The sequence below is a fragment of the Flavobacterium sp. genome (genome assembly GCF_032153895.1).
Classification (GTDB): Bacteria; Bacteroidota; Bacteroidia; order Flavobacteriales; family Flavobacteriaceae; genus Flavobacterium.
In genome coordinates this window covers 133,348-159,912 of the sequence record NZ_JALDYN010000003.1, presented here as the reverse complement: position 1 = coordinate 159,912, position 26,565 = coordinate 133,348, and the positions used below count along the sequence as shown (strand labels likewise).

20 protein-coding genes and 1 tRNA gene are annotated in these 26,565 nt (G+C 39.5%); 5 read left to right on the top strand and 16 right to left on the bottom strand.

Features of this window, described 5'->3' with window-relative positions:
• Window positions 1-8: 8 nt before the first annotated feature.
• The 5 genes from RUH60_RS02740 to RUH60_RS02720 all read right to left on the bottom strand — a co-directional run bounded on the left by RUH60_RS02740 (window position 9) and on the right by RUH60_RS02720 (window position 6,856).
• Window positions 9-85, bottom strand: a tRNA-Asp gene (locus tag RUH60_RS02740).
• An 87-nt stretch (window positions 86-172) separates the two neighbouring features.
• On the bottom strand, window positions 173-1,099 hold the full coding sequence (locus RUH60_RS02735; RefSeq protein WP_313805041.1) for a DUF58 domain-containing protein: 927 nt from the start codon (window positions 1,097-1,099) through the stop codon (window positions 173-175).
• A gap of 82 nt (window positions 1,100-1,181) precedes the next feature.
• Window positions 1,182-1,499, bottom strand: a complete 318-nt coding sequence (gene trxA / locus RUH60_RS02730) for a thioredoxin (protein ID WP_313805038.1) — start codon at window positions 1,497-1,499, stop codon at window positions 1,182-1,184.
• 220 nt (window positions 1,500-1,719) lie between these two features.
• Window positions 1,720-6,243 carry a DNA polymerase III subunit alpha gene (dnaE, locus tag RUH60_RS02725; protein WP_313805035.1) on the bottom strand — a complete coding sequence of 1,508 codons (4,524 nt, stop codon included), beginning with the start codon at window positions 6,241-6,243 and terminating at the stop codon, window positions 1,720-1,722.
• A 268-nt stretch (window positions 6,244-6,511) separates the two neighbouring features.
• Window positions 6,512-6,856 (bottom strand): RNA-binding protein, encoded by a 345-nt coding sequence (locus RUH60_RS02720; RefSeq protein ID WP_313805032.1) that lies wholly within the window; start codon window positions 6,854-6,856, stop codon window positions 6,512-6,514.
• Window positions 6,857-7,050: 194 nt separating this feature from the next.
• On the opposite strand from RUH60_RS02720, the gene RUH60_RS02715 reads away from it, so the two are divergent.
• From RUH60_RS02715 to RUH60_RS02705, 3 genes are read left to right on the top strand one after another with little or no spacing between them, the layout of a single operon-like run.
• Complete coding sequence (locus RUH60_RS02715) at window positions 7,051-7,617, top strand: 30S ribosomal protein S16 (protein ID WP_313805029.1); 567 nt, start codon at window positions 7,051-7,053, stop codon at window positions 7,615-7,617.
• A gap of 15 nt (window positions 7,618-7,632) precedes the next feature.
• Window positions 7,633-8,160, top strand: a complete 528-nt coding sequence (gene rimM, locus RUH60_RS02710) for a ribosome maturation factor RimM (protein WP_313805026.1) — start codon at window positions 7,633-7,635, stop codon at window positions 8,158-8,160.
• 6 nt (window positions 8,161-8,166) lie between these two features.
• Entirely contained in the window at window positions 8,167-8,874 is a 708-nt protein-coding gene (locus RUH60_RS02705; RefSeq protein ID WP_313805023.1) for a methyltransferase, read from the top strand.
• 190 nt (window positions 8,875-9,064) lie between these two features.
• Here RUH60_RS02705 and RUH60_RS02700 read toward each other — a convergent pair whose 3' ends face one another.
• Entirely contained in the window at window positions 9,065-10,009 is a 945-nt protein-coding gene (locus RUH60_RS02700) for a hypothetical protein (protein WP_313805020.1), read from the bottom strand.
• A gap of 70 nt (window positions 10,010-10,079) precedes the next feature.
• On the opposite strand from RUH60_RS02700, the gene RUH60_RS02695 reads away from it, so the two are divergent.
• Complete coding sequence (locus RUH60_RS02695) at window positions 10,080-10,259, top strand: hypothetical protein (RefSeq protein WP_313805017.1); 180 nt, start codon at window positions 10,080-10,082, stop codon at window positions 10,257-10,259.
• Between the two features lie 364 nt (window positions 10,260-10,623).
• Here RUH60_RS02695 and RUH60_RS02690 read toward each other — a convergent pair whose 3' ends face one another.
• Genes RUH60_RS02690 through RUH60_RS02655 form a run of 8 tightly spaced genes read right to left on the bottom strand, consistent with a single transcriptional unit; the run spans window position 10,624 to window position 22,105 of the window.
• Window positions 10,624-12,426, bottom strand: coding sequence for a cbb3-type cytochrome c oxidase subunit I (locus tag RUH60_RS02690; RefSeq protein WP_313805014.1), 1,803 nt, complete (start codon window positions 12,424-12,426; stop codon window positions 10,624-10,626).
• A 30-nt stretch (window positions 12,427-12,456) separates the two neighbouring features.
• Window positions 12,457-13,617, bottom strand: coding sequence for a cytochrome c oxidase subunit II (locus RUH60_RS02685; RefSeq protein WP_313805011.1), 1,161 nt, complete (start codon window positions 13,615-13,617; stop codon window positions 12,457-12,459).
• A 19-nt stretch (window positions 13,618-13,636) separates the two neighbouring features.
• Complete coding sequence (locus RUH60_RS02680) at window positions 13,637-15,142, bottom strand: quinol:cytochrome C oxidoreductase (RefSeq protein ID WP_313805008.1); 1,506 nt, start codon at window positions 15,140-15,142, stop codon at window positions 13,637-13,639.
• Window positions 15,143-15,164: 22 nt separating this feature from the next.
• The gene (locus RUH60_RS02675; protein WP_313805006.1) at window positions 15,165-15,713 is read right to left on the bottom strand and encodes a c-type cytochrome; all 549 of its coding nucleotides are present in this window, start codon (window positions 15,711-15,713) and stop codon (window positions 15,165-15,167) included.
• A gap of 8 nt (window positions 15,714-15,721) precedes the next feature.
• Window positions 15,722-16,258: a DUF3341 domain-containing protein gene (locus RUH60_RS02670; protein WP_313805003.1), complete on the bottom strand. Its 537-nt coding sequence runs from the start codon at window positions 16,256-16,258 to the stop codon at window positions 15,722-15,724.
• 6 nt (window positions 16,259-16,264) lie between these two features.
• Window positions 16,265-17,671: an NrfD/PsrC family molybdoenzyme membrane anchor subunit gene (nrfD, locus tag RUH60_RS02665; RefSeq protein ID WP_313805000.1), complete on the bottom strand. Its 1,407-nt coding sequence runs from the start codon at window positions 17,669-17,671 to the stop codon at window positions 16,265-16,267.
• A 33-nt stretch (window positions 17,672-17,704) separates the two neighbouring features.
• Window positions 17,705-20,764: a TAT-variant-translocated molybdopterin oxidoreductase gene (locus RUH60_RS02660; protein ID WP_313804997.1), complete on the bottom strand. Its 3,060-nt coding sequence runs from the start codon at window positions 20,762-20,764 to the stop codon at window positions 17,705-17,707.
• A gap of 30 nt (window positions 20,765-20,794) precedes the next feature.
• Window positions 20,795-22,105: a c-type cytochrome gene (locus tag RUH60_RS02655; protein ID WP_313804993.1), complete on the bottom strand. Its 1,311-nt coding sequence runs from the start codon at window positions 22,103-22,105 to the stop codon at window positions 20,795-20,797.
• A 207-nt stretch (window positions 22,106-22,312) separates the two neighbouring features.
• On the opposite strand from RUH60_RS02655, the gene RUH60_RS02650 reads away from it, so the two are divergent.
• Complete coding sequence (locus RUH60_RS02650; protein ID WP_313804990.1) at window positions 22,313-22,702, top strand: SPOR domain-containing protein; 390 nt, start codon at window positions 22,313-22,315, stop codon at window positions 22,700-22,702.
• A gap of 25 nt (window positions 22,703-22,727) precedes the next feature.
• Here RUH60_RS02650 and RUH60_RS02645 read toward each other — a convergent pair whose 3' ends face one another.
• Both RUH60_RS02645 and infB read right to left on the bottom strand, forming a co-directional pair.
• On the bottom strand, window positions 22,728-23,657 hold the full coding sequence (locus RUH60_RS02645; protein ID WP_313804987.1) for a hypothetical protein: 930 nt from the start codon (window positions 23,655-23,657) through the stop codon (window positions 22,728-22,730).
• 72 nt (window positions 23,658-23,729) lie between these two features.
• Complete coding sequence (gene infB, locus RUH60_RS02640) at window positions 23,730-26,543, bottom strand: translation initiation factor IF-2 (RefSeq protein ID WP_313804984.1); 2,814 nt, start codon at window positions 26,541-26,543, stop codon at window positions 23,730-23,732.
• Between the last annotated feature and the right edge of the window lie 22 nt (window positions 26,544-26,565).

Here is a 26,565-nt window from a genome sequence, read left to right as displayed (position 1 = left end):
TCTTTTACTGGCGGTCTGGACGGGACTCGAACCCGCGACCCCATGCGTGACAGGCATGTATTCTAACCAACTGAACTACCAAACCAGTGCTTTATTGCGGATGCAAATATACAACGCTTTTTATATCCTGCAACTATTTTTTTAATTATTTTTATTTTTTAACATTTATACCTTATCCAAACCTTTGTTTTTCAACTAAATAGGTGGTTAAAATTTTTTCGAATTTCTCATCAACCGATACCGGAACATATTTGATTTTATACTGTGAACACGTATTGGCAACTCGGGTAAAATAAGCTTCAACCAACTTTTCATATTCGGTTTTCACATTTTCAGCAAAAAGATTTACCTGTTCTCCGGTTTCCAAATCGATAAATTTTCTCGGAGCATTGTCGAAATCAAACTGAAACTCGGTTTTCTTATCAATAACATGAAACAAAACCACTTTATGCTTGTTGTGTTTTAAATGCTGCAAAGCCTTAAACAAACGCTCATCATCTTCGCCTTGAAACATATCGGTAAACAAAATTACCATCGAGCGGCGGTGCAATTTTTCAGCAATATGATGCAAATACGTAATCGTATCGGTGGTTTTAGTCTCTTTCTGTGTTTGCAAAATCCCTTCCAGCTGATTCAACAGCATTCTGTGATGGCGTTCACTTCCTTTTTCAGGAGCATAATATTCGTAGGAATCCGAATAAACACTTAAACCAACTGCATCGCGTTGCTTTTTAAGCAAATTCATCAAAACAGCCGAAGCCAAGACCGAAAACCCAATTTTATTCTCGTAAAACAATTGTCCGTCGTTTAATTTTGGATAATGCATCGACGACGAATTATCAATAATCAAATGACAACGCAAATTGGTTTCCTCTTCAAAACGCTTCGTATACAAACGGTCTGTTTTAGCAAACAATTTCCAGTCGATGTGCTTGGTGCTTTCACCAGCGTTATAGATTTTATGTTCAGCAAATTCAGCAGAAAAACCATGAAACGGCGATTTGTGCATTCCGGAAATAAAGCCTTCCACAATCTGGTTGGCTAACAATTCCAAATGCTGAAAACTGGATATTTTGGCGATTTGACCTTCGATCTTCATCTTTCAAAGATATTGAAAAGATTCTAAAACAAAAAAGGCCCGACCTAAGCCGAACCTTTATATTTTGAACACTGTTATACGATTACAACAAAGCGTCGATAGCCTCTGTATACGTGTTTTTAGGAGCAACACCTACTTGTCTTCCAACCACTTCTCCGTTTTGGAACACTAATACTGTAGGAATGTTACGCACTCCGTATTTTGCAGCAAACTCTTGGTTCGCATCCACATCAACTTTACCGATTACGGCTTTACCAGCATATTCTTCGCTGATTTGGTCGATGATAGGCGCCACCATACGACAAGGTCCACACCACGCTGCCCAAAAATCTACTAATACCGGTTTATCTGATTTTAATACTACTTCTTCAAAAGTAGCATCTGTAATTGCTAATGCCATTTTAATGTTGTTTAAAATTGTGAAACAAAAATAGTACTTTATTTTGAATCGCAAACCGTTTGAAAATCAGTTTTGACTATGCTGCGATTGTTAATTTTTATCAGAAGCTATTTCCCGCTGTACGCTATATCTTTTTCGGTGACTTCGCCCTTCGACAGACTCAAGAATCGTTAACACCAAAAAAGGATGCCGCTGCCATCGGGGCTAGGGCATTATCTCATTAATTCAACTTGAAATTAACCTGCAAGCGTTCCAGTTCATGCAAAACCGCATTGGAAATCCCTATTTTCAGCTTACGGCTCGGCATGCTTAATTTCGTTACAATTCGAATTTCTTCTTTTTCTTCAGGAAGGGTTACTTCTACCTCATCCAAACTTTCATCCGCATCACCTACTTCATCGGAATCGTTCATTTCCGCTACAACCGGAACTTCTACAATTGTTTTTATCTTTTCCAGTTCCATCACTTCAAAAGTTACGGTGGTTTCTCCGCCATTGGCTTTAAACAACTCGTTCAGTTCCATGATTAATTGTTCTTTCAATTCATTAATCGAAAACTGTAAAATCAGTTTTTTAGAGAATTTTGGCAAGACGTCTTGCAACTGCAACACATCCATAAACTGCAAACGCGGATCGGAGCGTTTACCGGTTTCTTTATTTACCCAACCTTCTTTCACGTTCAGGCGGATGTACACAAAATGATTTTGTCCCAAATAATGACGGAACCTTAAATATTCCTCGTCAAAAATGCGGAACTCATAACTTTCGTCATAACCTTCCAAATTAAAAGTTGCCCAGCCTTTACCATTTTTGGCTACGCGATGCTGTACGTTGGTCACGATACCACCAACGGCTATATTTTTCCCAACAAACGGGTTCAAATCTTTTAAAGCTTCCAAACGCGTCGGACAGAAATACTTCATCTCAAACTTATAATCATCCAACGGATGACCAGAAATGTAAATCCCGACTACTTCTTTCTCTTTGGCAAGTTTTTCCATCGTAAACCATTCTTCACACGGCGGAACGGTCGGCTCTGGAATTTGCACTTCGGAAGCATCGCCAAACAAACTTACCTGCGATGAATTTTCATTTTCCTGCGTTTTGGATCCATAGCGCATTGCCTTTTCTAAAAAAGTAATGTTATCGCCATCGTGATGGAAATACTGAGCGCGGTGCGTATTATCAAAACAATCAAAACCACCTGCTAAGGCTAAGTTTTCAAAAGCTTTTTTATTGGCGGCACGCAAATCGATACGTTTGGCTAAATCAAAGATAGATTTGTATTTACCGTCTTTTCGGGTATCAACTATCGTTTTTACAGCACCTTCTCCTACTCCTTTAATCGCTCCCATTCCGAAACGAACGGCGTAGTTTTCGTTTACCGTAAATTTATAGAACGACTCATTCACATCAGGACCTAATACATCTAAGCCCATGCGCTTACATTCCTCCATAAAGAACGAAACCTGCTTGATATCGTTCATGTTATTGGAAAGCACCGCTGCCATGTATTCTGCAGGATAATGCGCTTTTAAATAAGCGGTTTGATAAGCAATCCAAGCATAACAAGTTGAATGGGATTTGTTGAAGGCGTAACTCGCAAACGCTTCCCAGTCCGTCCAGATTTTATCTAGTTTTTGTTCGTCGTGTCCGTTCCCTTTTGCCTGATCGATGAACTTGGATTTCATTTTATCCAGTACATCTTTCTGCTTTTTACCCATCGCTTTACGAAGTACGTCGGCATCCCCTTTCGAGAAATTCGCCAGCTTCTGCGACAAAAGCATCACCTGTTCCTGATATACTGTAATCCCATAGGTTTCAGAAAGATATTCTTCACAAGCATCAAGGTCATAAGTGATTTCCTCTTCGCCATTTTTACGCTTAACGAACGACGGAATATACTCCAACGGTCCCGGACGATAGAGCGCGTTCATCGCAATCAAATCTCCGAAAACGGTTGGCTTCAGCTCTTTCATGTATTTCTGCATCCCGGGTGACTCGTACTGGAAAATCCCAACGGTTTCACCTCTTTGGAACAGTTCGTATGTTTTTTGGTCGTCAATTGGGAACGTATCCGGATCGAGCTGCGTTCCGGTGCGGTATTTCACCAACTTGACCGTATCTTTTATTAAGGTTAGGGTTTTTAATCCTAAGAAATCCATTTTCAAAAGTCCTGCACTTTCGGCTACCGAGTTGTCGAACTGCGTTACGTACAAATCGGAATCTTTAGCGGTGGTAACCGGAACGAAATTCGTAATATCATCCGGCGTGATGATTACCCCACAAGCGTGAATTCCCGTATTTCGAAGTGACCCTTCCAACATTTTTGCCTGCTGGATTGTTTCTCCGGCTAAATCTTCTTCGTTGGCAATAGCAATTAATTCTTTTACTCGGTCAAATTCCTCGGATGATTTTAAAGCTTTTTTTACTTCGCCTTCGTCTTCCGCTAAGAAACGGGCTAAGTTCCATTTGCTCGGCATCATGCCAGGTATCAGTTTTGCAATTCTATCGGCTTCAAATAAGGGTAAATCCAATACACGCGCCGTATCTCGAATCGCGGATTTGGTTGCCATTTTACCATATGTGATAATCTGCGCTACCTGATTGGCTCCGTATTTATTAATTACGTAATCCATAACCAAGCCACGACCTTCGTCATCAAAATCGATATCGATATCGGGCATGGATACACGATCCGGATTTAGGAAACGCTCAAAAAGCAAATCGTATTTAATCGGGTCTATGTTGGTAATTCCTAAACAATACGCTACGGCTGAACCTGCTGCAGAACCACGTCCAGGCCCAACGGAAACACCCATTTTACGCGCTTCGGCGATGAAATCCTGTACAATCAAAAAGTAACCCGGATATCCCGAATTGGAAATTGTTAATAATTCAAAATCCAGACGTTCACGAATATCATCCGTAATTTCAGGATAGCGTCTTTCGGCTCCGGTGTAGGTTAAATGACGTAAATAAGCATTTTCTCCGCGTACACCGCCATCGGCTTTGTCTTCTTCCACTTTGAACTCCTCTGGAATGTCGAATTTGGGAAGCAAAACGTCGCGGTACAACGAATAGGCTTCGACTTTATCAATGATTTCCTGAATGTTGATGATGGCTTCGGGTAAATCGGCGAAGAGCTTTTTCATCTCCGCTTCCGACTTGAAATAGTATTCCTGATTCGGCATTCCGTAACGATAACCGCGGCCTCTTCCTATTGGTGTAGCTTGTTTTTCTCCGTCTTTTACACACAACAAAATATCGTGGGCGTTGGCATCTTCTTTGCTTACATAATAAGTATTGTTGGTGGCAATCAGTTTTACATTATGTTTTCTTGCAAACGCAATCAGGGTTTGATTCACGCGGTTTTCGTCTTCCTGATTGTGACGCATTAGTTCGATGTAAAAATCTTTATCGAATTGGGCTTTCCACCAGATTAGCGCTTCTTCCGCCTGATTTTCGCCAATATTTAAAATTTTACTCGGAATTTCCCCATAGAGATTTCCCGACAAAACAATAATATCTTCTTTATACTGTTCGACTACCGAACGATTGATACGCGGCACATAATAAAAGCCTTCCGTATAGGCGATAGACGCCATTTTGGCTAAATTATGATAGCCTTTTTTATTCTTCGCCAGAAAAACAACCTGATAACCGTTGTCTTTTTTGGTTTTGTCTTTGTGATCGTCACATATGTTGAACGTACAACCTACAATCGGTTTTACGATAGTCTCGGTTGGAGCTTCACCATTTTCCTCAGCCGCTTTATTTTTACCTTCTGCCGCTTTGTTGTGGTTGAATACGGCGCTCACAAAGTGAAACGCTCCCATCATGTTCCCCACATCGGTCATGGCTACCGCTGGCATTTTGTTTTTCACTGCTGCATTTACTAAATCATTGATTGAAATAGTGGATTGCAGTACCGAAAATTGGGAATGATTATGCAAGTGCGCAAAAGACGCATGTTCTAGATCTTTTTTAGCTTCTTCAGAAACGGTAGTGACAACTTCCTCCTGCTGAACCTGCTTTAAACGCGCACGAATTTCGTCGGACGCTTTTTTCAGGTTGATGTGTTTTAACCCGATTAATTGAATTTCCTGCGGATTGTTCTCACGAAAACGGTCGTAATAATCTTCCGCTACATCAAGTTCTTCCTTGGTAAAAACTTCACGCTTGATTAATTCTAAGAAACAGCGTGTGGTAGCTTCCACGTCGGCAGTTGCGTTGTGGGCTTCTGCAAATGGTTCTCCGAAAAGGTATTGATGTAACTCCGTTAGCGTTGGTAATTTGTAGCGTCCGCCGCGACCTCCAGGTAATTTTAACAATTCTGCGGTGGTTTCGGTACAGGTATCCAACACCGGCATTTTAACCATGTCGGAACCTACATTCATACGGTGGAATTCACACCCCATGATGTTGACGTCGAATCCAACATTCTGCCCTACAATATATTTAGCCTTCGATAAAGCGATGTTGAATTTCTCTAAGACTTCCAGTAACGAAATACCTTGCTCCATCGCTAGTTCGGTGGAGATTCCGTGAATACGCTCGGCGTCATAGGGAATGTTGAAGCCTTCGGGTTTGACCAAATAATCTTGATGCTCAACCAGATTTCCCAATTCGTCGTGTAACTGCCAGGCAATTTGAATACAACGCGGCCAGTTGTCAGTATCCGTAATGGGTGCTGACCAACTGCGTGGTAATCCGGTGGTTTCGGTATCGAAGATTAAATACATCAGGCTGATATTTAGATTGTAAGCTAAAGATTATAGACTCCTTTTGAGCCAAAACAAAAATACATTTTCAGAAGCGGAATGCCAATTTTAGTTATTAACAAACACAAAAGATCACTCCTTTCTAGCCCAGGTTGAGCCGGTAGCTTCCCGCCACTGCGGGAACTTGAGGCGAAGACGGGAATAAGGATTACTGAAAGCTCAAACCCTTCGCTCAAAAAACAAAAAACCACCTCAATTGAGATGGTTTCTTTATTGAAATTGCTTTCTTTTAGTATCTTCCTCCACGGTTTCCACCGCCAAAGTTTCCACCACCGCGGTTGTTTCCGTAACCACCAGAACGGTTGTTGTTGAAACTTCTTCTTTCACCTTCCGGTTTTGGCTCCGATTTGTTTACCACGATAGCACGACCGCCAACAGTTGCACCGTTAAGCTCTTCGATAGCTTTTAAACCATCTGCTTCGTTTTCCATTTCCACAAAACCAAATCCTTTACTTCTTCCTGTAAATTTATCAGTGATGATTTTAACTGAAGTCACTTCGCCGTACACTTCAAAAGACGCTCTTAAGTCTGCTTCGTCTAATGAAAACGGAAGACTTCCTACAAAAATGTTCATATTAGTATTTTAAAATTTTGGTAAAGGTATACTTTTTTAAATCTAATTCATTCATTATTAAGCTTTTTGTTTTTAAAATTTTATTGTATACAAAACATATTTTTTTCGAGAATCATTAGTTTGTATGCCAAACTTTTCTATCTTTGCACCCTTAAATAACCGAGGTCGAGTACCTCAAATTAATCACAAAGATTATGTCAGTAAAAATTAGATTACAAAGACATGGTAAAAAAGGGAAACCTTTTTACTGGATCGTAGCAGCAGATGCTCGCGCGAAAAGAGATGGTAGATTCTTAGAGAAAATCGGAACTTACAATCCAAACACTAACCCTGCAACTATCGACTTGAACTTGGACAAGGCAGTTACTTGGTTATTCAACGGTGCTCAGCCAACTGACACTGCAAGAGCTATCCTTTCTTACAAAGGTGCTTTATTAAAACACCACCTAGAAGGCGGAGTTCGTAAAGGTGCTTTAACTGCTGAACAAGCGGAAGCTAAATTAGCTGCTTGGTTAGATGAAAAAGCTGGAAAAGTTACTGCGAAAAAAGACGGTTTAGCAAAATCGAAAGCGGATCTTAAAGCTGAGGCTTTAAAAGCTGAAAAAGCTGCTAACGAAAAACGTATCGCTGCTCAAGCTGAGGCTGTAAAAGCTGAAGAAGCTACTGAAGAGGTAGCAGAAGAAGTTGCTGAGGAAGTAGCAGAAGCTACAACTGAAGAAACTCCGGCTGTTGAGGAAAACAACGAAGAAACAGAAGCTTAATTTTAAAGCGGTTCCATGCGTAAAGAAGATTGTTTCTATTTAGGTAAAATCGCAAAAAAATTTAGTTTTAAGGGAGAAGTCCTTATTTATTTGGATACGGACGAACCCGAAATGTATGAAGATTTGGAATCAGTTTTTGTCGAATTCGGCAAAAATCTGGTTCCATTTTTTATTGAAAGAAGCCAGCTTCACAAAGGCGACTTTTTACGCGTGAAGTTTGAAGAAGTAGACAGCGAAGACGACGCCGACCGAATCATGGGAAGCGAAATCTATTTGCCGCTTACGATGCTGCCGAAATTGGACGGTAAAAAATTCTACTTCCACGAAGTGATTGGTTTTGATGTGGAAGATGTGCGTTTAGGGAACATCGGAAAAATTGTTTCCATTAACGACTCTACCGCACAACCACTTTTCGAAATCATGAAAGACGACACGGAAATCCTGATTCCGATGATTGACGATTTTATTGTCGAAATTGACCGCGCTAATAAAAAAGTGGTTTTGGATACACCAGAAGGCTTGGTGGATTTATATCTTGGATAAACTCCAATGACTTTTCAGTTCAAACAATTTAGCATTCAACAAGACCGATGCGCCATGAAAGTGGGTACCGATGGTGTTTTATTGGGTGCTTGGACACCGCTTATTAACAATCCTTATAATATTCTCGATATTGGAGCCGGAACCGGTTTAATCGCTTTGATGTTAGCCCAACGCAGCAATGCGGAACAGATTGACGCCATCGAAATTGACGCCGATGCTTACGAACAGGCAACGGAAAACTTCGAAAATTCCCCGTGGAACGACCGCTTGTATTGTTATCATGCCGGTTTAGACGAATTTGTGGATGAAGTGGATGAGGAATTCGATTTAATTGTTTCCAACCCGCCCTTTTATACAGATGAGTACAAATCTGGTGATGAACAACGCGACAGTGCTCGTTTTGAAGATTCGTTACCTTTTGAAGAATTGGTGGAAGCGGCAGATTTTTTCCTATCGGATAATGGTATTTTCGCTTTGATTATTCCTTTTAAAGAAGAAGAAAAACTACTTACACTTTGTGCAGAGCGAGGTTTATTTCCGCTGAAAATTACCCGTGTGAAAGGCACACCAACCACAGAAATCAAGCGAAGTCTAATGGCTTTTTGTCGTATCAAGCAAACTCCTTTAATTGATGAATTGGTTATTGAGACGGCGAGGCATCAGTATACAATGGAATACATTGAATTGACTAAAGCATTTTATTTAAAACTTTAAAATTAAGTGTTGCAAAATTTCTTCTTCAATCATTTTGCGACATCAGATACTAACTATATTAAAAGAAAAACTACACCTTACAAGATGTAGTTTTTTTTGCTTTTAGTCGCGGGTTTCATCCGAACGAAGCGAATTAAAAAAGTAAATCTCCGCTATCAGGCAGGTACGATACGCTACCTCCTTGTATAATTTAGAAAAAACTCCAAAAAGATTTTCTTTCTTTATCTTCTTTTGTTTCTCTAGGCAAAGGATTTGTTTCATTATATCCTTTCGATGAATTGATAATAAAATGTTTTCCTTTGACTAATTTGGATAAAGGTATTGCGTAAGCGATTGTCCAAAAATCTCTTTTTTGGCCAGCATCAATAGTGCCAAGCTCGTAACCATAACCAACTTGAAAATCTAAAATACTTGCAGATAATGTAGGAGCAAATATGTTTTTTGTGGCATCTCCACTAGCTGCTGAAAACAAAACACCTAATTGAACACCCCAAAAAGGGGTAAAATCAGAATTGATCACTTCGCTTTTATCGTTTGTAGTTCTTTCTAATTCACCCCAAGATATTCCCGCTCCAGCTCCAATCGAATTGAATAAAATAATATCCCCTATCTTTGATGATGAATCAATTTCAGAATCATTTACAGTGTTAAATCGCGCAACTGGTATTGAAAAGTTAGTTGTTATAATAAATGATTTGAAGTTGTATTTAGTATTAATGGGCTGTATTTCATTTAGCTGTGGGTTTATTTTTTCAATAGTGGGTTCTGGAACTGGTGTCGGCAAGATATTAGTTGGCAGAACAGTTTTACCGCTCGTTATTTCAGCCAAAATTTCAGAATCAGTTTTAGGGTTCAGTTTTACAACTGATGATTGTTTTCCATTCTCGTCTTCAGTCCAAATAGAAATTTGCTTCTTGGTACTCAAGGGCTTTACAAACTTGTGTTCAAAATATCCTTTGTAGTTTACAACGATTGTAACATTAGGTTTGTCTGATCCGGTGGTATCAACCTTAATGACAAAAGTTTTATCTGCATTACCAGATATTTGCTTTTCAGACAGCACTACATTAGTCGGTGCAGTTTGGCTATATCCTATAGAAAAACAGAACAATAGCAAGAGAAGTGTTGTTTTCATATAAAATTATTTAAAATTTGTAAATAAAGTTATACAAAAAATTATATATAAGAAAAGAAAAAATGACAAAATGCGAATATTCTTTTTGAATAAACTTTTAGTAAATGAAAAGAATATCAACAAATTCTTTTCAAACCAGCAACACGAAAGCGTTTTATCTGAAGCTTTAAAATCTTTCGTTGGTTTGATGGTTTCAATCGTTTGTCGCCAGAATGCATTAGGATTGTTTTTAGGGAAATTCTGGAGATAGAGACAGGAAGAGTTAGTTATGAAATAAAAAGCCTCGCAGATGCAAGGCTTTTTATAATTATTCTACTAACAATTTATTTATTGTTTTATGATTTGATTCCGTGATCACTTCAAGCAAATACATACCGTTGATAGTCTTGATAAATCTAATTTTTCAGATAATCTATTTTCAATTTTAGATTTACTGAAAACCATTATCCCATAAACATCATAAACTGTAATTACATTGGGAAAATCCAACAAAACTAGTTATCAAACAAAATAAAAAAAGTGATTTTTTAATCATATCTAAAACCATTTAAACAAGAAAGACAATGTAGATTAACTTCATTGTCTTTCCTTGAATATATTAATTAAGTAATCTCTTAGTGATGCAATTGCTCCTCACCCTCTTTATAAGGAACCGTTTGCGGTACAAAATCATCTTCATGACCTGGTTTACTGTAATCATAAGCCCAACGGTATACGTGAGGAATTTCACCTGGCCAGTTTCCGTGCATGTGCTCAACTGGTGTAGTCCACTCTAATGTGTTCGATTTCCAAGGGTTTTGTGTAGCTTTCTTACCGTAGAAAATGCTGTAGAAGAAGTTCCAGAAGAATACTAATTGGAACGCTGCTCCTACCAAAGCAAACACAGTAATCAATACATTCACATCTGCTAAATCATCGAATAACGGGAAGTTCGTGTTAGTATAATAACGTCTTGGAAGACCTGCCATACCGATAAAGTGCATTGGGAAGAATACTCCGTAAGCACATACTGCCGTTACCCAGAAGTGAATGTAACCTAAGTTTTTGTTCATCATACGTCCGAACATTTTAGGGAACCAGTGGTAAACACCCGCAAAGAATCCGTAAAGTGCAGAGATACCCATTACCAAATGGAAGTGAGCCACTACGAAATATGTATCGTGAACGTTGATATCTAAAGTTGAATCTCCTAAGATGATACCTGTTAAACCTCCAGTGATGAAAGTCGAAACCAATCCGATAGAGAATAACATACCCGGATTCATCTGCAGATTACCTTTCCATAAGGTTGTAATATAGTTGAACGCTTTTACCGCAGATGGAATCGCAATCAATAATGTTGTAAACGTAAATACCGATCCTAAGAATGGGTTCATACCTGAGATGAACATGTGGTGACCCCAAACGATAGTTGATAAGAAAGCAATCGCTAAAATTGAAGCAATCATCGCACGGTAACCGAAGATAGGTTTACGGGAATTGGTTGCAATAATTTCAGAAGTGATACCTAATGCCGGTAATAATACAATGTAAACTTCAGGGTGTCCTAAGAACCAGAACAAGTGCTCGAACAATACGGGAGAACCTCCTTGGTAATGTAAAACCTCTCCTGAAATATAAATATCAGACAAGAAGAATGATGTACCGAAACTTCTGTCGAAAATCAATAACAATGCTGCAGAGAATAATACCGGGAACGATACGATACCGATGATAGCCGTTACAAAGAAAGCCCATACAGTAAGTGGCAATCTTGTCATCGACATTCCTTTAGTACGCAAGTTGATCACTGTTACTACGTAGTTCAACGATCCCATCAACGAAGAAGCGATGAAGATAGCCATAGAAACCAACCATAACGTCATACCTGTTCCTGAACCAGGAATCGCTTGCGGTAAAGCCGATAATGGCGGATAAATTGTCCAACCTGCTGAAGCCGGTCCTTGTTCCACAAATAAGGAAACCAACATAATAACCGAAGATACGAAGAACAACCAGTATGAAATCATGTTCATAAAACCGGATGCCATGTCACGTGCTCCAATCTGCAATGGAATTAATAAGTTACTGAACGTTCCGCTTAATCCGGCGGTCAATACGAAGAATACCATGATGGTTCCGTGAATGGTAACCAAAGCCAGGTAAATATCATTTCGCATTACACCTCCCGGAGCAAATTTTTCACCCAATAAAAACTTAAATAGTCCGAATGATTCTTCCGGCCATGCAATTTGCATACGGAACAACAAAGACATCATTACCCCGATAATCCCCATGATTAAACCAGTGATAAGGTATTGTTTTGCGATCATTTTGTGATCGATACTAAAGATATACTTTGTGATAAAAGTATCTTTATGGTGATGTTCGTGATCGTGTCCGTGATCGTGAGTTAAATCGTGTCCTACTGCTGACATATTCTTTTAATTTGAATAGTATTAAATAATTTATTTTACAAGCTGAGCAATTGCTTTCGTTGAATCTGCTGCAGGAGCTGCAGGTGTTTCAACAGCTGGCTCTTCTGAGGCTGCTGCTTCTTTAACGGCTTTGCTTAAAGTACCTTTTTCGCTCAACCATTTTTTATAGTCAGCTTCGCTTTCAACTACAATTTTCATCTGCATGTTGAAGTGTGATGCCCCACAAATCTTGTTACATAATAATAAATAATCGAAATTGTATGGCTCTAAAGCTGATTTTCCTTCGGCTACCAATGCAGCGCTTTTCTTAGCTCTGATTTTGTTGATACGTGCAACTTTCTCAACCATTTCCGGTGTCGAACGCATTTGATCAGTCGTCAATGTTGGTGTGAAGGCAAATTGCGTAACCATACCCGGAACACAGTTCATCTGTGCACGGAAGTGTGGCATATATGCTGAGTGCAACACATCCTGAGAACGCATTTTGAAAATCACTTTTCTACCTACCGGAATGTGCAACTCCTGAACAACTTTATCATCCTGAGCATTAGGATCTGCCATATCTACACCTACAGTATTCACACCCTCGATGTAACGAACGTTGGCTTTACCTAACACGTTATCTTCACCAGCATAACGAGCTTCCCAGCTGAATTGTTTTGCATACAATTCCACATAGATTGGGTCACCTTCTTTCTCATCCACAAACATAATGTTCGTCCAAGCGTACAATCCGTAAAGGATTAAACCTGCTAAAACAATTACCGGGATGATTGTCCAGATGAACTCCAATTTATCATTATCAGCAAAATATAAAGCTTTGTTTCCTTGTTTTCCTCTGTATTTGAAAGCAAAGTAGTGCAATAAAGCTTGAGTGATTGTCTGAACAAAAAAGATCAGAATCATCGAAATCCACATCAAACGGTCTACATCCGGTCCGTGTTCTGAAGCAGAATTATCCATTAACGGTAAGTCACCAAATTTAACACAACAATAAATGGTAGTTAAATAGATGAATACCAAGAAAGCAAACATCAAGTAACCGTTAAGATTATTGTCTCTATCGTTTGCAATACCAGAATCATCACATGATGTCTTAGCGCCGATTTGCGTCAAATCAAATATTTTTGTCAATTGCCAAACGGCAACCCCCAATAAAACTACTACTAAAAGTATCAATAAACTTGTCATTGGTTTATTACTTTAAATATTAATAATGAAAATGTTTACTTTCTTCAATCAACGGATTACGTTTTGCCAACAACGGAGCTTTGGTAAGTGCCGAGAATATAACAAAAATAAACAATCCAAGGAAGAACATTAATGCTCCGATTTCGGAAGCTCCAATGAACCACTGATCTCCTACAGTTGCAGGCATAATCATATTAAAGAAATCAATATAGTGTCCTGTTAAGATGATGATTCCAGCCATTACTACAATCCAAGTCAAACGTTTGAAATCAGTGTTGATTAAGATTAAGATTGGCAATACAAAGTTCATCACTACCATTCCAAAGAACGGCAATCTGTAGTTATCAATACGGGTTACGAAATAAGTTACCTCTTCCGGGATGTTCGAATACCACATCAACATGAATTGAGAGAACCATAAGTACGTCCAGAATACCGAAATACCAAACATGAATTTCGCTAAATCGTGGATGTGACTTGTATTCACATATTCTAAATAACCTCTAGATTTTAAGTATAAAGTAACAAATGCAATTGTTGTAATACCGCTTACGAAGAATGAAGCAAATACATACCATCCGAATAAGGTACTGTACCAGTGTGGATCCACTGACATTACCCAATCCCAAGAAGCAATCGATTCAGAAACGATAAAGAACGCTAAGAAACCTGCTGCCGCTTTAAAGTTCTTCTTGTAAAAAGAATCATCCGAAGCGTTGTCTTGCGCTAATGAATTCTTTCTAGAAACATAGCGGTAGTAATTCCAACCTGCTAAGAAAATAGCGGCACGGATTAAGAAGAACGGTACATTCAAGAACCCTTTTTTACCAGCAATGATAGCATCGTAATTAGGACTTGCAGGATCTGTTACCCCTTCACCCATCCAAGTAAATAAATGGTTGAAATGCATCCCTGACAATACCAACAATACAAAGAAAATGATAGAACCTGGTAATAAATAAGCTGTAATACCTTCCATTACACGGAATAATACTGGCGACCATCCTGCTTGCGCTGCCCATTGGATTGCATAAAATGCTAAAACTCCAACTGAAATCAACAAGAAGAAGATACAAGCCACATACAAAGCAGCCCAAGGCTTGTTTTGTAATTGGTGCAATACGTGTTCTAAGTGTTTTTGGTGCTCAGCATGTGCGTCAGCTTCTGCATGATCTGCTTTTGCTGCGTGAGCATCGTCATGATGTGCTTCTGCAGCCGGAGCTACAGCAGCAGCAACTGAATCATGCGCCGTTGTTGCCAGTGAATCGGTTGCAGGGGCAGCTACATGTTCTGCAGGTGCCACCTCATGATGTGCCTCAGTTGAAGCGTGCGAATCTGCAGCAGTAGCATGTGCATCGTGTGCAGCTTCCGCTCCATGATGTCCTCCATGAGCACTCTCCGCTAATATCTTTTCTACGTCAGCCGTAGTTTTTGGTGCATCAAAAAAACCATATCCCCATCCTATAAGCCCTAAAGCCATAAGAACAAAAGCAAAGGTTTTTAATTTGTTTGAAAATGTGTACATATTCTAAACGTTCAAATGAGTTTTACTTAGTTAATTCTCCTTTTAGTGTCATCACGTGCTTGGCCACTAACCAACGCTCTTCTTGCGTTAACTGATTCGCATGAGAACCCATAGAGTTTAATCCGTAAGTTTCCACGTGGAATACACTTCCTTCAGTAATAGCACGATCAGCATAACTTGGAACTCCCAAGAATTTTTCACGTTTTACTAAATTTCCTTTTCCGTCTCCTTTTTCACCGTGACAAATAGCACAATAAATATTGAACAATTCTGCACCTTTTTCAGGATTTACAGACAAAGAATCTAATGGTGATTGTAAAGATTTTGACATCTCATATCCTGCAGGCGTGTTCGGCAATTCATAAGGTTGGAAACCTCTTTTGATTGTTCCTTTCGCCGGCTTCAAACCTTCTTTTCCACCTTTAAAGGCAGAAGATTGTGAATACGTTTCATAAGCCACTGACTCATACATGTTCGGGAAGAACTGATAATTTGGCTTCGATTTGTCGAAACATGAAGTAGCAACAACCGAAAGTCCAACTACAGCTACTATTTTATATAAAGCTTTCATATTTTCTATTAATGCTTATCAATTACTTTTACTTCTACCGCACCTGTGTTTTTAAAGAACGAAACCATGTCGTCTTCGTTTCCACTTACAGCTACTTCCATTAAGAAATGATCATCTGTAGTTCTTACATCAGGGTTTTCAGCTTTTTTAAACGGCCACAATTTACTTCTTAGGTAAAACGTGATAACCATTAAGTGAGCCGCGTGGAATACCGTCATCTCAAACATAACCGGAACGAAAGCCGGCATATTCTGATAGAAAGCAAAACTTGGTTTACCTCCGATATCCTGAGGCCATCCACCATCCGGATTGATCATGATGTTCCACAACATCCAACTTGCGAAACACAAACCGTAACATCCGTAAATGAACGCACAGATTGCAATTCTTGTTGGTGCCAAGCCCATAGCTTTGTCCAAACCGTGAACCGGGAATGGCGTATAAACTTCTTCAATATGATGATGAGCAGAACGGGTTGCTTTAACAGCATCCATTAAAACGTCATCATCGGTATATAGCGCGTGTATAACTTTATTCGTACTCATGATCTATTAATGATTGTGTGAATGATGTCCTTCTTTTTCTCTTTCTCTTTTGTAGTTGTCACCCGAAGTTTTCAAAATTGTTTTAACCTCTGCCTGAGCAATTACAGGGAAACTTCTTGAATATAATAAGAATAATACGAAGAAGAAACCAATAGTACCGATATAAATACCCGCATCAACAAACGTTGGCTGGAACATCGTCCAAGAAGATGGTAAGTAATCACGGTGTAATGACGTTACGATAATTACGAAACGCTCAAACCACATACCGATGTTTACTACCAAGGAAATAATAAACGAGAACATGATACTGGTTCTCAATTTCTTGAACCACATGAACTGCGGAGAGAATACGTTACACGTCATCATCAACCAGTACGACCACCAGTAAGGACCTGTAGCACGATTTAAGAATGCATACTGCTCATACTCTACTCCAGAATACCAAGCTACAAACAACTCAGTAATATAAGCACATCCTACGATAGAACCGGTAATCATGATTACGATGTTCATCAATTCGATATGCTGGATTGTGATATAATCTTCTAAGTTACAAACCTTTCTCATGATGATAAGTAAGGTGTTTACCATCGCGAATCCTGAGAAGATCGCTCCCGCAACGAAGTACGGAGGAAGGATTGTCGTGTGCCACCCCGGAATTACCGAAGTTGCGAAGTCAAAGGATACAATCGTGTGTACTGAAAGTACCAATGGTGTTGCTAAACCAGCCAATACCAAAGAAACCTCTTCGAAACGCTGCCAGTCTTTAGCTCTACCCGACCATCCGAAAGATAAAATTGAATAAATTCTTTTGTTGAAAGGGGTTACCGCTCTATCACGAATCATGGCAAAGTCAGGTAATAATCCAGTCCACCAGAAAACTAATGATACGGAAAGATACGTTGAAATCGCGAATACGTCCCACAATAACGGCGAGTTAAAGTTTACCCATAACGAACCGAATTGGTTTGGAATTGGCAATACCCAGTAGCCTAACCATGGACGCCCCATGTGAATAATCGGGAATAAACCTGCCTGAACTACCGAGAAAATTGTCATTGCCTCTGCAGAACGGTTAATCGCCATTCTCCATTTTTGACGGAATAATAATAATACGGCTGAGATTAGAGTTCCGGCGTGACCGATACCTACCCACCAAACGAAATTGGTGATATCCCAAGCCCAACCTACTGTTTTATTTAATCCCCATGTTCCGATACCGGTAGAAATGGTGTACACCATACATCCTGCTCCCCAAAGGAACGCAGCTAATGCAATGGAGAATACAGTCCACCATAGTTTGTTTGCTTTTCCTTCAACAGGACGAGCTACATCTACTGTTACATCGTGATAAGATTTATCACCAAGAACTAAAGGTTTTCTAATGGGTGCTTCGTAATGAGACGACATAATCCTTTATATTGTTTCTTAATTAATACTTTATTATTCTTGAGTGTTTCTCACTTTTACGTGATAGAAAACATTTGGTTTGGTTCCGATGTGCTCTAACAAATGATACATTCTGTCATCTTCTGCTAATTTAGCCACTTGACTTTCTTTATCATTTACATCTCCAAATACCATAGCACCGCTAGTACAAGCTGCAGAACATGCTACCTGGAATTCATCCTTTGCCACAACTCTACCTTCTTTCTTAGCTTTAAGAATAGTAGCCTGTGTCATCTGGATACACATTGAACATTTCTCCATAACCCCACGAGAACGAACGTTTACATCCGGGTTCAATACCATACGACCTAAATCGTCATTCATGTGGTAATCGAATTCACTGTTTTTGTTGTACAAGAACCAGTTGAAACGACGTACTTTATACGGACAGTTGTTTGCACAGTAACGCGTTCCCACACAACGGTTGTACGCCATGTGATTCTGACCCTGACGCCCGTGAGAGGTTGCCGCAACCGGACAAACCGTTTCACAAGGTGCGTGGTTACAGTGTTGACACATTACCGGCTGGAAGGCTACCTGAGGATTCTCAGACGGATCTTCCATACCTGTGAACGTATCGATAGAGTTCATTAAACCTGACATTTCTCCTTTCAAATCTACATCGCCTTTGAAAGTATCTTCCGAAGAATAGTAACGGTCAATACGCAACCAGTGCATATCACGACTTCTTCTTACCTCAGATTTACCAACTACCGGAACGTTGTTTTCTGCGTGACATGCAATAACACATGCTCCACAACCTGTACAAGAGTTCAAATCAATCGATAAATTAAAGTGATGTCCAACCGAACGGTCGAAAGAATTCCAAAGGTCAACTTCTGTAGCCGGAGTTGCCTGGTGGTCTAAAGATACCATTGGAACCGGATTCCAGATTTCAGCATCTTTAGTATTGAATATTTCAAGGGTAGTTTCTTTAACGATATCGCCTCTACCCATTAATGTTTTTTGTAACTGTACGCAAGCGAATTCGTGATCTCCGCTTCCTTTAGTCAATTTAGCCGATTGGTTTGCGTTTAAGTTAGCGTACACTTTATAAGCGTTAACTCCAACTTGCATTTCAGCTTTCATCGCTTCTTTACGACCATATCCTAAAGCCAAACCGATAGTTCCAACTGCCTGACCTGGCTGAATGATAACCGGAACGTTTTCTAACTTCACACCACCCACTTCTAAAGTAGCGTAGCTTCCGTTCAAACCTCCATTAGCAACGTTGTAGTTTTCCAATTCTAATGCTTCAGCATCTTTCTTAGATACCGTTACATAGTTGTCCCAAGAGGCTCTTGTAATTGGATCCGGAAACTCTTGTAACCATGGGTTGTTAGCCTGTTGTCCGTCACCCATACCTGTTTTAGTATAAAGGACTAACTCTAAGCCTCCAGCATTTTTAGCTTGTGCTAACGTAGCAGCAGCACCTGCAAAATCAGCAGCACCTGCACCTGCAACACCAGCTTCGAAAGCGTAAACCCCATCGTGAACCAATTTGTTCCAAGAAGTACCACCGGCAATTGAAGTACCAACAGCTTTTAAATAATCGTAATAAGAAGTTGTATTTCCAGTCCAAGCTAATAAGGCTTCCTGGAATTGTTTTGTATCAAATAATGGACGGATTGTCGGCTGAGTAACCGCGTATTGTCCTTTTGCAATCATCACATCGCCCCAAGACTCTAAATAATGAGGAACCGGAGCTGAAATTTTAGATTTAATTGCAGTTTCATCTTCACGTAAAGTAAAAGCAACTGAAGTTGACACTTTTGCTAAACCTGCCTGAAAATCTGCAGCATTTGGCAATGTATATAATGGATTAACGCCATTCATGATTAAAGTGTGAACTGCACCGGCTTTCATATCTGCTACCAATTGCATTACCGCTTTGTTATCTCCTTTACGGATTAAACGAGCAGCAGCCGGATTGAAAGCTTCAGAACTTAATGCCTTATTGATGGCCAACACCAACAATTGCGCATTCACATCATCCAAACCAGAAACTAAAACTCCTTTAGCACCTGCCGCTTTTAACTGCTGTGCTGTTTTAGCTACAGCCGCTTCTTTATCACCTAAATTAGCCGTTCCTACTGAAGAACCTGTAATTGCGTTATAAATTTTAACAAGCGCTTGTTTTTGTTGCGTAACGGTTAAAGGAATACGTTTGTCAGCATTTGCTCCTGCCAAAGACATATTCGCTTCAATTTGAATGTGCTTGGACATTTTACCATTCTTTGGCACACGTCCTTTTGCATAGCCTGAATCGTAGTTTCCACCTTGCCAGTCTCCTAGGAAATCTGCACCAATCGAAACAATAACATCCGCTTTCTCAAAATCGTAATCTGCTAAAGCTCTTTCTCCGTAAGCCATTTGGAAGGCATCCAAAGCTGTAGAAGAAGATACTGCATCATATACCACATGCTTTGCATTAGGATTTTTTGCGATGAACTCAGCAATTAATTTATCTGTTGACGGACTCGCCATAGTACCGGTTAAAAGCACTACTTGTCCACCTTTTGTTTTAGCTTCAGTTAAACTTTTAGCAACCGCCGCATTTACCTCAGACCAAGAAGCATCTTTCCCCTTGATTTTTGGTTGCTTTAAACGCATGCTGTCATACAACGATAAAACCGATGCATGCACACGTCCGTTTGCTCCAAATTTAGCACCCGCCAAATTGTTATTTTCAACTTTAATAGGACGACCTTCGCGTGTTTTGATTAAGATGTTTGCAAAATCAAAACCATCATTCATTGTCGTTGCGTAATAATCTGCAACTCCAGGAATAATTTCTTCAGGTTGAACTACATAAGGAATAGACTTTACAACAGGACCTTCACACGCCGCCAAAGTAGCAGCCGCTGTTGAAAATCCAACGTATTTCAAAAAGTCACGACGACTTGTCGAAGAAGCAGCTAAAGTAGCTCCGTCACCCAGGAATTCATCCGTAGGAATTTCTTCAACAAATTCATTGTTTCTTAGCGTCTCAACAATAGAACTGTTTTCGTTCAGCTCTTCAACACTTTTCCAGTATTTTTTGTTTGATGCCATTGTATATAGATATTAGCTTCTTATTAATTATTAATAGTGACACTTACCACACTCTAAACCTCCCATTTGAGCCGCTGTTAACTGATCAACACCGTACTTTTTAGAAAGCTCTTCGTGAATTTTCTTGTAATAGTCATTTCCTTCCACTTTAACATTGGTTTCTCTGTGACAGTTCACACACCATCCCATCGTTAAAGGAGAATGTTGTCTCATGATTTCCATAGTTTCAACAGGACCGTGACATTTCTGACACTCAACTCCTGCTACAGAAACGTGCTGAGAGTGGTTAAAGTAAACGAAATCAGGAAGGTTGTGTACACGAACCCATTTCACTGGTTTTACTTTACCTGTGTATTTCTGCGCTGTTTTATCCCAACCTACTGCATCGTATAGTTTTTGGATTTCAGCTGTGTAGAATTCTTTTGAATAATCAACGTAAGTCGAATCTTTATCACCTGTAAACTCATTAACGTTTTTGTGACAGTTCATACATACGTTCAAAGAAGGAATCCCTGACGTTTTACTTACACGTGCCGAAGAGTGACAATATTTACAGTCGATTTTATTATCTCCTGCGTGGATTTTGTGCGAGAAGTGGATTGGCTGAATTGGTTCGTAGTTCTGATCTACACCAATCTGCATTAAGTATCCGTAGATAAAATACATACTCACCAAGAAACACACAATTACCGAAACCAATACTAAGAACTGGTTTTTAGCAAAAGCTTTCCAAATTGGTAATGATTTTTCTTTTACCGGAATCTCAACACCGTTAGCCGCAGCAATTTTGTTCAATACATTTTTAACGAAGAACAACATTGCTACCAACATTGCTAAAACAACTGCTAAAATTCCTAAAATCAAATTGTTAGAAATTCCACCTTGTTGTGAAGCACCTCCACCAGCAACATCTGGAGCAGGAGTTTTAACTTCCTCTTTTGGCTGAGAAGTATACGCTAAAATGTTATCAATATCTGCATTCGATAATTGAGGGAAAGCAGTCATCGCTACTTTGCTGTACTCCTCATAAACCTTAACCGCCTGAGCGTCGCCAGATTTTACTAATTCACCACTGTTTTTAATCCATTTGTACAACCATTCTTTGTCATACTTTTCAGCAACACCACGAAGCGCCGGCCCCGTCATTTTTGCATCTAATTTGTGACAAGCCGCACAGTTTGCATTAAAAATTGCTTTACCCGCTACCGGATCTCCAGCACCTGCCGCAGGAGCCGCCGCAGCTGGATCTTGCGCAAATGAGTTCAGCGAAAGCGACAAAATCAGCGCTAAACTGAACAATAATTTTTTAGAAATCGAGTTATGGTTACCCACGTTTTTCATAATTAAAAATGATTATCGACTAAATTTGGTATGGTTTTAGCTCTCTAAAGAACACACCTTATTTATAAACTCGGACAAAAATACGACTTATGAGCTATTATTAAAACCTTAAATTTATCTTAAAAGGTAATTTATATCAATTCTAAATAAATTACTAGTTTTGCTATCATAACATTAATCGTACATTTGCTATAAAGTTAGTTCATTATGAGAATTTTAAGAACACCCCATCGAATTGGCATTCTGTGTTTAACCGCTTTTTTAAGCTTCAAATCATTTTCACAGCCTGGAAAATTTAACATTATTCAGGATCCAAAATTTGAAACCCTACTCAATGAAAAAAGAAAGATCAACTCTTCCATAACGGTTAACGATCGTTATAAGGTTCAGATTTTTTACGGAACTAACGAAGAAGCCAAAAAAACCTTGAGCACATTCCGAAGAGAATTCAGATATTTAGACGGCACCATCATCTATTCCAACCCTTCTTACAAAGTTTGGGTAGGTACGTTCAAAACCCGTATTGAAGCAGAAAGAAATTACAAGGAAATCCTCAAAAAATATCCAAACGCACTCTTGTTACGCCCGAACAAATAATCAAAATCCCTTTTAGGGATTTTTTTTATGGCCAACCCATTTCCTTTCTTACTTTTTCAGTTTCGAAAGCATTTTTTACGGGTATTTTTTGGGTCAAATCTTCATCCTCTGAAGGAACAATAGGAACATCTTTACGTTCAATCAAACCAAAACGCTGGTAGTCAAAATGCATGTAATTATAGATGTCATAACTTCGATAAAACGAATAATCCAACTGATTTTGAAGATAGGCTTTTTTGAAAAATGGCTCCAGAAGCAACCAGGTGCGCTCCAGATTGTCTGTTGTGGAAAAATTATTAATAATTAAGCGATTAAAATCTCCATGCAACAACCCAAAATTCTTCCCTGTTGGAAAAACATCATACTTTCTACAAATCTTATACAACTCCGTTAAAAGGGAAAAATAAACCTCCCCTCTTATTTTCATTAACGCAACAGATGCTTCTGAAGTAAAACTATCATCTGATGAAACTTTAATCAGGTGATTTGAAACCGCTTCTTCTCTAGCAATTAATTCCTTTAATTTTCTAATGTCAGAAAGTTTTGAAAAATTCTTATCATGCCAAATTGCAGATTTTGTCAAATACATCGGTTTGAACCAAGCTTTCAGTTCTCCTTCAAAAATAGCCTCATAAAAGTATTCATGACCCGAAAAATGTGAAGCATCCAAGCCATATTGCTCTGTCAAAATTTCAAGATGGCTTTTAAAATGCGCTATATCGGAATGATAAAAACTCCAATTCAGCAACTTATAGTGCCAGTCAGCTTCATAACCGTAATCGTGGTCTAATTTCTCCAACAGTCCTTTAATTCTTTGATAATTTTCAGGCGTCATCGTTCGAGTACTTCGCATTGCGGGAATAAATTCCTTGGTAATGATTTCATCGCGATAATTTTGCGCTTCTGAAGTAAGGACGCTTAATAAAAACAAACAAAGAGTTACAGCTGATTTCATATTGTATTTTTAAAGTTATAAAAATAAAAAAAGTCCGACAAAATCGGACTTTTCATTGTATATAAAACTAAATTATTTTAGTTTCTTTTTCACTTCAACTTCTTGGAAGGCTTCTATTAAATCGTATTCTTTCAAATCGTTGTAGTTTTTAATCTGCATACCGCAATCGTATCCTTTGGAAACTTCTTTTACGTCGTCTTTGAAACGTTTCAAGGTAGCCAATTCTCCAGTGTAAATTACAACACCTTCACGGATTAAACGAATTCTCGAACTACGGAAGATTTTACCATCCGTAACCATACATCCGGCAATTGTTCCCACTTTAGAGATTTTGAACAATTCGCGAACTTCTGCGGTACCGGTGATTTCTTCTTTCAATTCCGGTGACAACATTCCTTCCATCGCATCTTTCAAATCGTCGATAGCATCGTAGATAATTGAATAATGACGGATATCGATTTCTTCTTTCTCAGCCAACTGTTTCGCATTTCCAGCTGGACGAACGTTAAATCCGATGATAATTGCGTCTGAAGCCGAAGCTAACAATACGTCAGATTCTGTAATCGCTCCAACGCCTTTGTGGATGATACGGATTTGAATTTCTTCGGTTGACAATTTCGAGAAGGAATCCGATAACGCCTCTACTGAACCGTCTACGTCTCCTTTAAGGATAATGTTCAACTCTTTAAACTGACCTAAAGCGATACGACGACCGATTTCGGCAAGTGTGATATGTTTCTGCGTACGAACTGACTGCTCGCGTAACAACTGCATACGTTTAGCTGCAATTTGTTTGGCCTCTCTTTCGTCTTCAAATACGTTGAATTTATCTCCGGCAGTTGGCGCTCCGTCCAAACCTAAGATTGAAATTGGCGTTGATGGACCGGCTTCTTTAATCGAATTACCACGCTCATCAAACATCGCTTTTACTTTTCCATGGTTTTTACCGGCCAACACGTAGTCTCCAACACGTAGCGTTCCTGCTTGTACCAAAATAGTAGTTACATAACCACGTCCTTTGTCCAATTGTGCTTCTACTACGGTTCCTACTGCTGGTTTATTTGGATTCGCTTTTAAATCTAAGATTTCCGCTTCCAACAATACTTTTTCTAACAATTCCGGAACTCCTTGTCCGAATTTAGCAGAGATATCGTGAGACTGGTATTTTCCACCCCAATCTTCTACCAATAAATTCATTCCGGCTAATTGCTCCTTAATTTTTTCAGGGTTCGCACTTGGCTTATCCACCTTATTAATCGCAAAAATCATCGGCACCCCTGCTGCTTGAGCGTGAGAAATCGCCTCTTTGGTTTGCGGCATGATGTCGTCGTCTGCTGCTACTACGATAATCGCGATATCGGTAACCTGAGCACCACGCGCACGCATCGCGGTAAACGCCTCGTGACCCGGTGTATCTAAGAACGTAATTTCCTGACCGTTCTCCAATTCCACTCCGTACGCTCCAATGTGCTGGGTAATTCCTCCAGACTCACCCGCGATAACATTCGCTTTACGGATGTAATCCAACAAGGATGTTTTACCGTGGTCTACGTGACCCATTACGGTTACAATCGGTGCGCGGTGTTTTAAATCTTCCGGACGATCTTCTACTACTTCAATTGTTTCTTCAATATCGGCTGTTGTAAATTCAACTTCATAACCGAATTCATCTGCAACGATTGACAAGGTTTCAGCATCCAAACGCTGGTTCATCGTTACCATGATGCCTAACGACATACAGGTTCCGATTACTTTAGTGATTGGCACGTCCATCATCGAAGCAATTTCACCTACCGTTACGAATTCGGTAACTTTAAGTACTTTGCTTCCTTCTTCCATCGCCTGCATTTCATCTTCTGAACGCTGACGGTGTGAATCACGCTTGTCTCTTCTATATTTAGCCGCTTTCGATTTATTACCTTTTCCTTGTAATCTTTCCAGCGTCTCTTTAATTTGGTTTTTAACTTCTTCTTCGGTTGGCTCTACTTTGGCTACAATCGCAGGACGATTTCCTTTTTGGAAGCCTGGTTTGTTACCCCCGAATTTACCACCACCTCTATTTTGGTTGTTTCCACCTTGGTTTCCACCACCTTGTCCTGGTTGACCAGGAGTTCCCGGTTTTCCAGGTATACGGTTACGTTTTTTCTTCTCTTGGTTTTGCTGATTCGCATTCTGACCAGCTGCACCTTGATTTGGTTTGTTTCCGTCTTTTTTGAAGTCTTCTTTCTTTTTCTTAGGCTTGTTGAACTGCGACAAGTCAATAGTTTGCCCTGTAAAAGTAGCTCCGGAAAGTTTCTGGTACTGTGTTTCGATTTTCTCATCAGCTGCTTCTTCTGTAGTTGCTGATGGTTCTTCTTTTTTACGCTCTTCCTTAACCGGTTTTGCAACTGGCGCTTCTTCTTTTACCGTTTCCGCTTTTGGTGCTTCTTCTTTAACCGGTGTCGCTTCCTGAACAACTTCCTCTTTTGGCGCTGAAGAAACAGGTTTTTCTACAACTTCTTCTGGTTTTTTAGGATCTAAATCAATCTTGCCAACCGCTTTAGGACCAGACAACGATGCTTTTGCACGAACTACTTCCTGCTGCTGTTGTTGCAGTTGTTTTCTCTCTTCCTCTTTGCGTTTTTCTTCGATCTCTTTTTCACGTTCGATACGAAGCGCTTCTTTCTCCTTTTTCTTTTCCTCACCTACTTCCAAAGAAGCTTCTTTTTTTCCTTTATCGGCAGAGAACTGATTGCACAAGACGGTATATTCCTCGTTGGAAATCTTTGCATTCGGACTGGACTCGATCGTATGACCTTTATCCTTTAAATAGTCCACAGCGCGATCCAGAGAAATGTTTAATTCCCTTAAAACCTTGTTAATTCGTATTACTCTTTCTTCAGACATATAATCTTTTTGTTTTTACCTT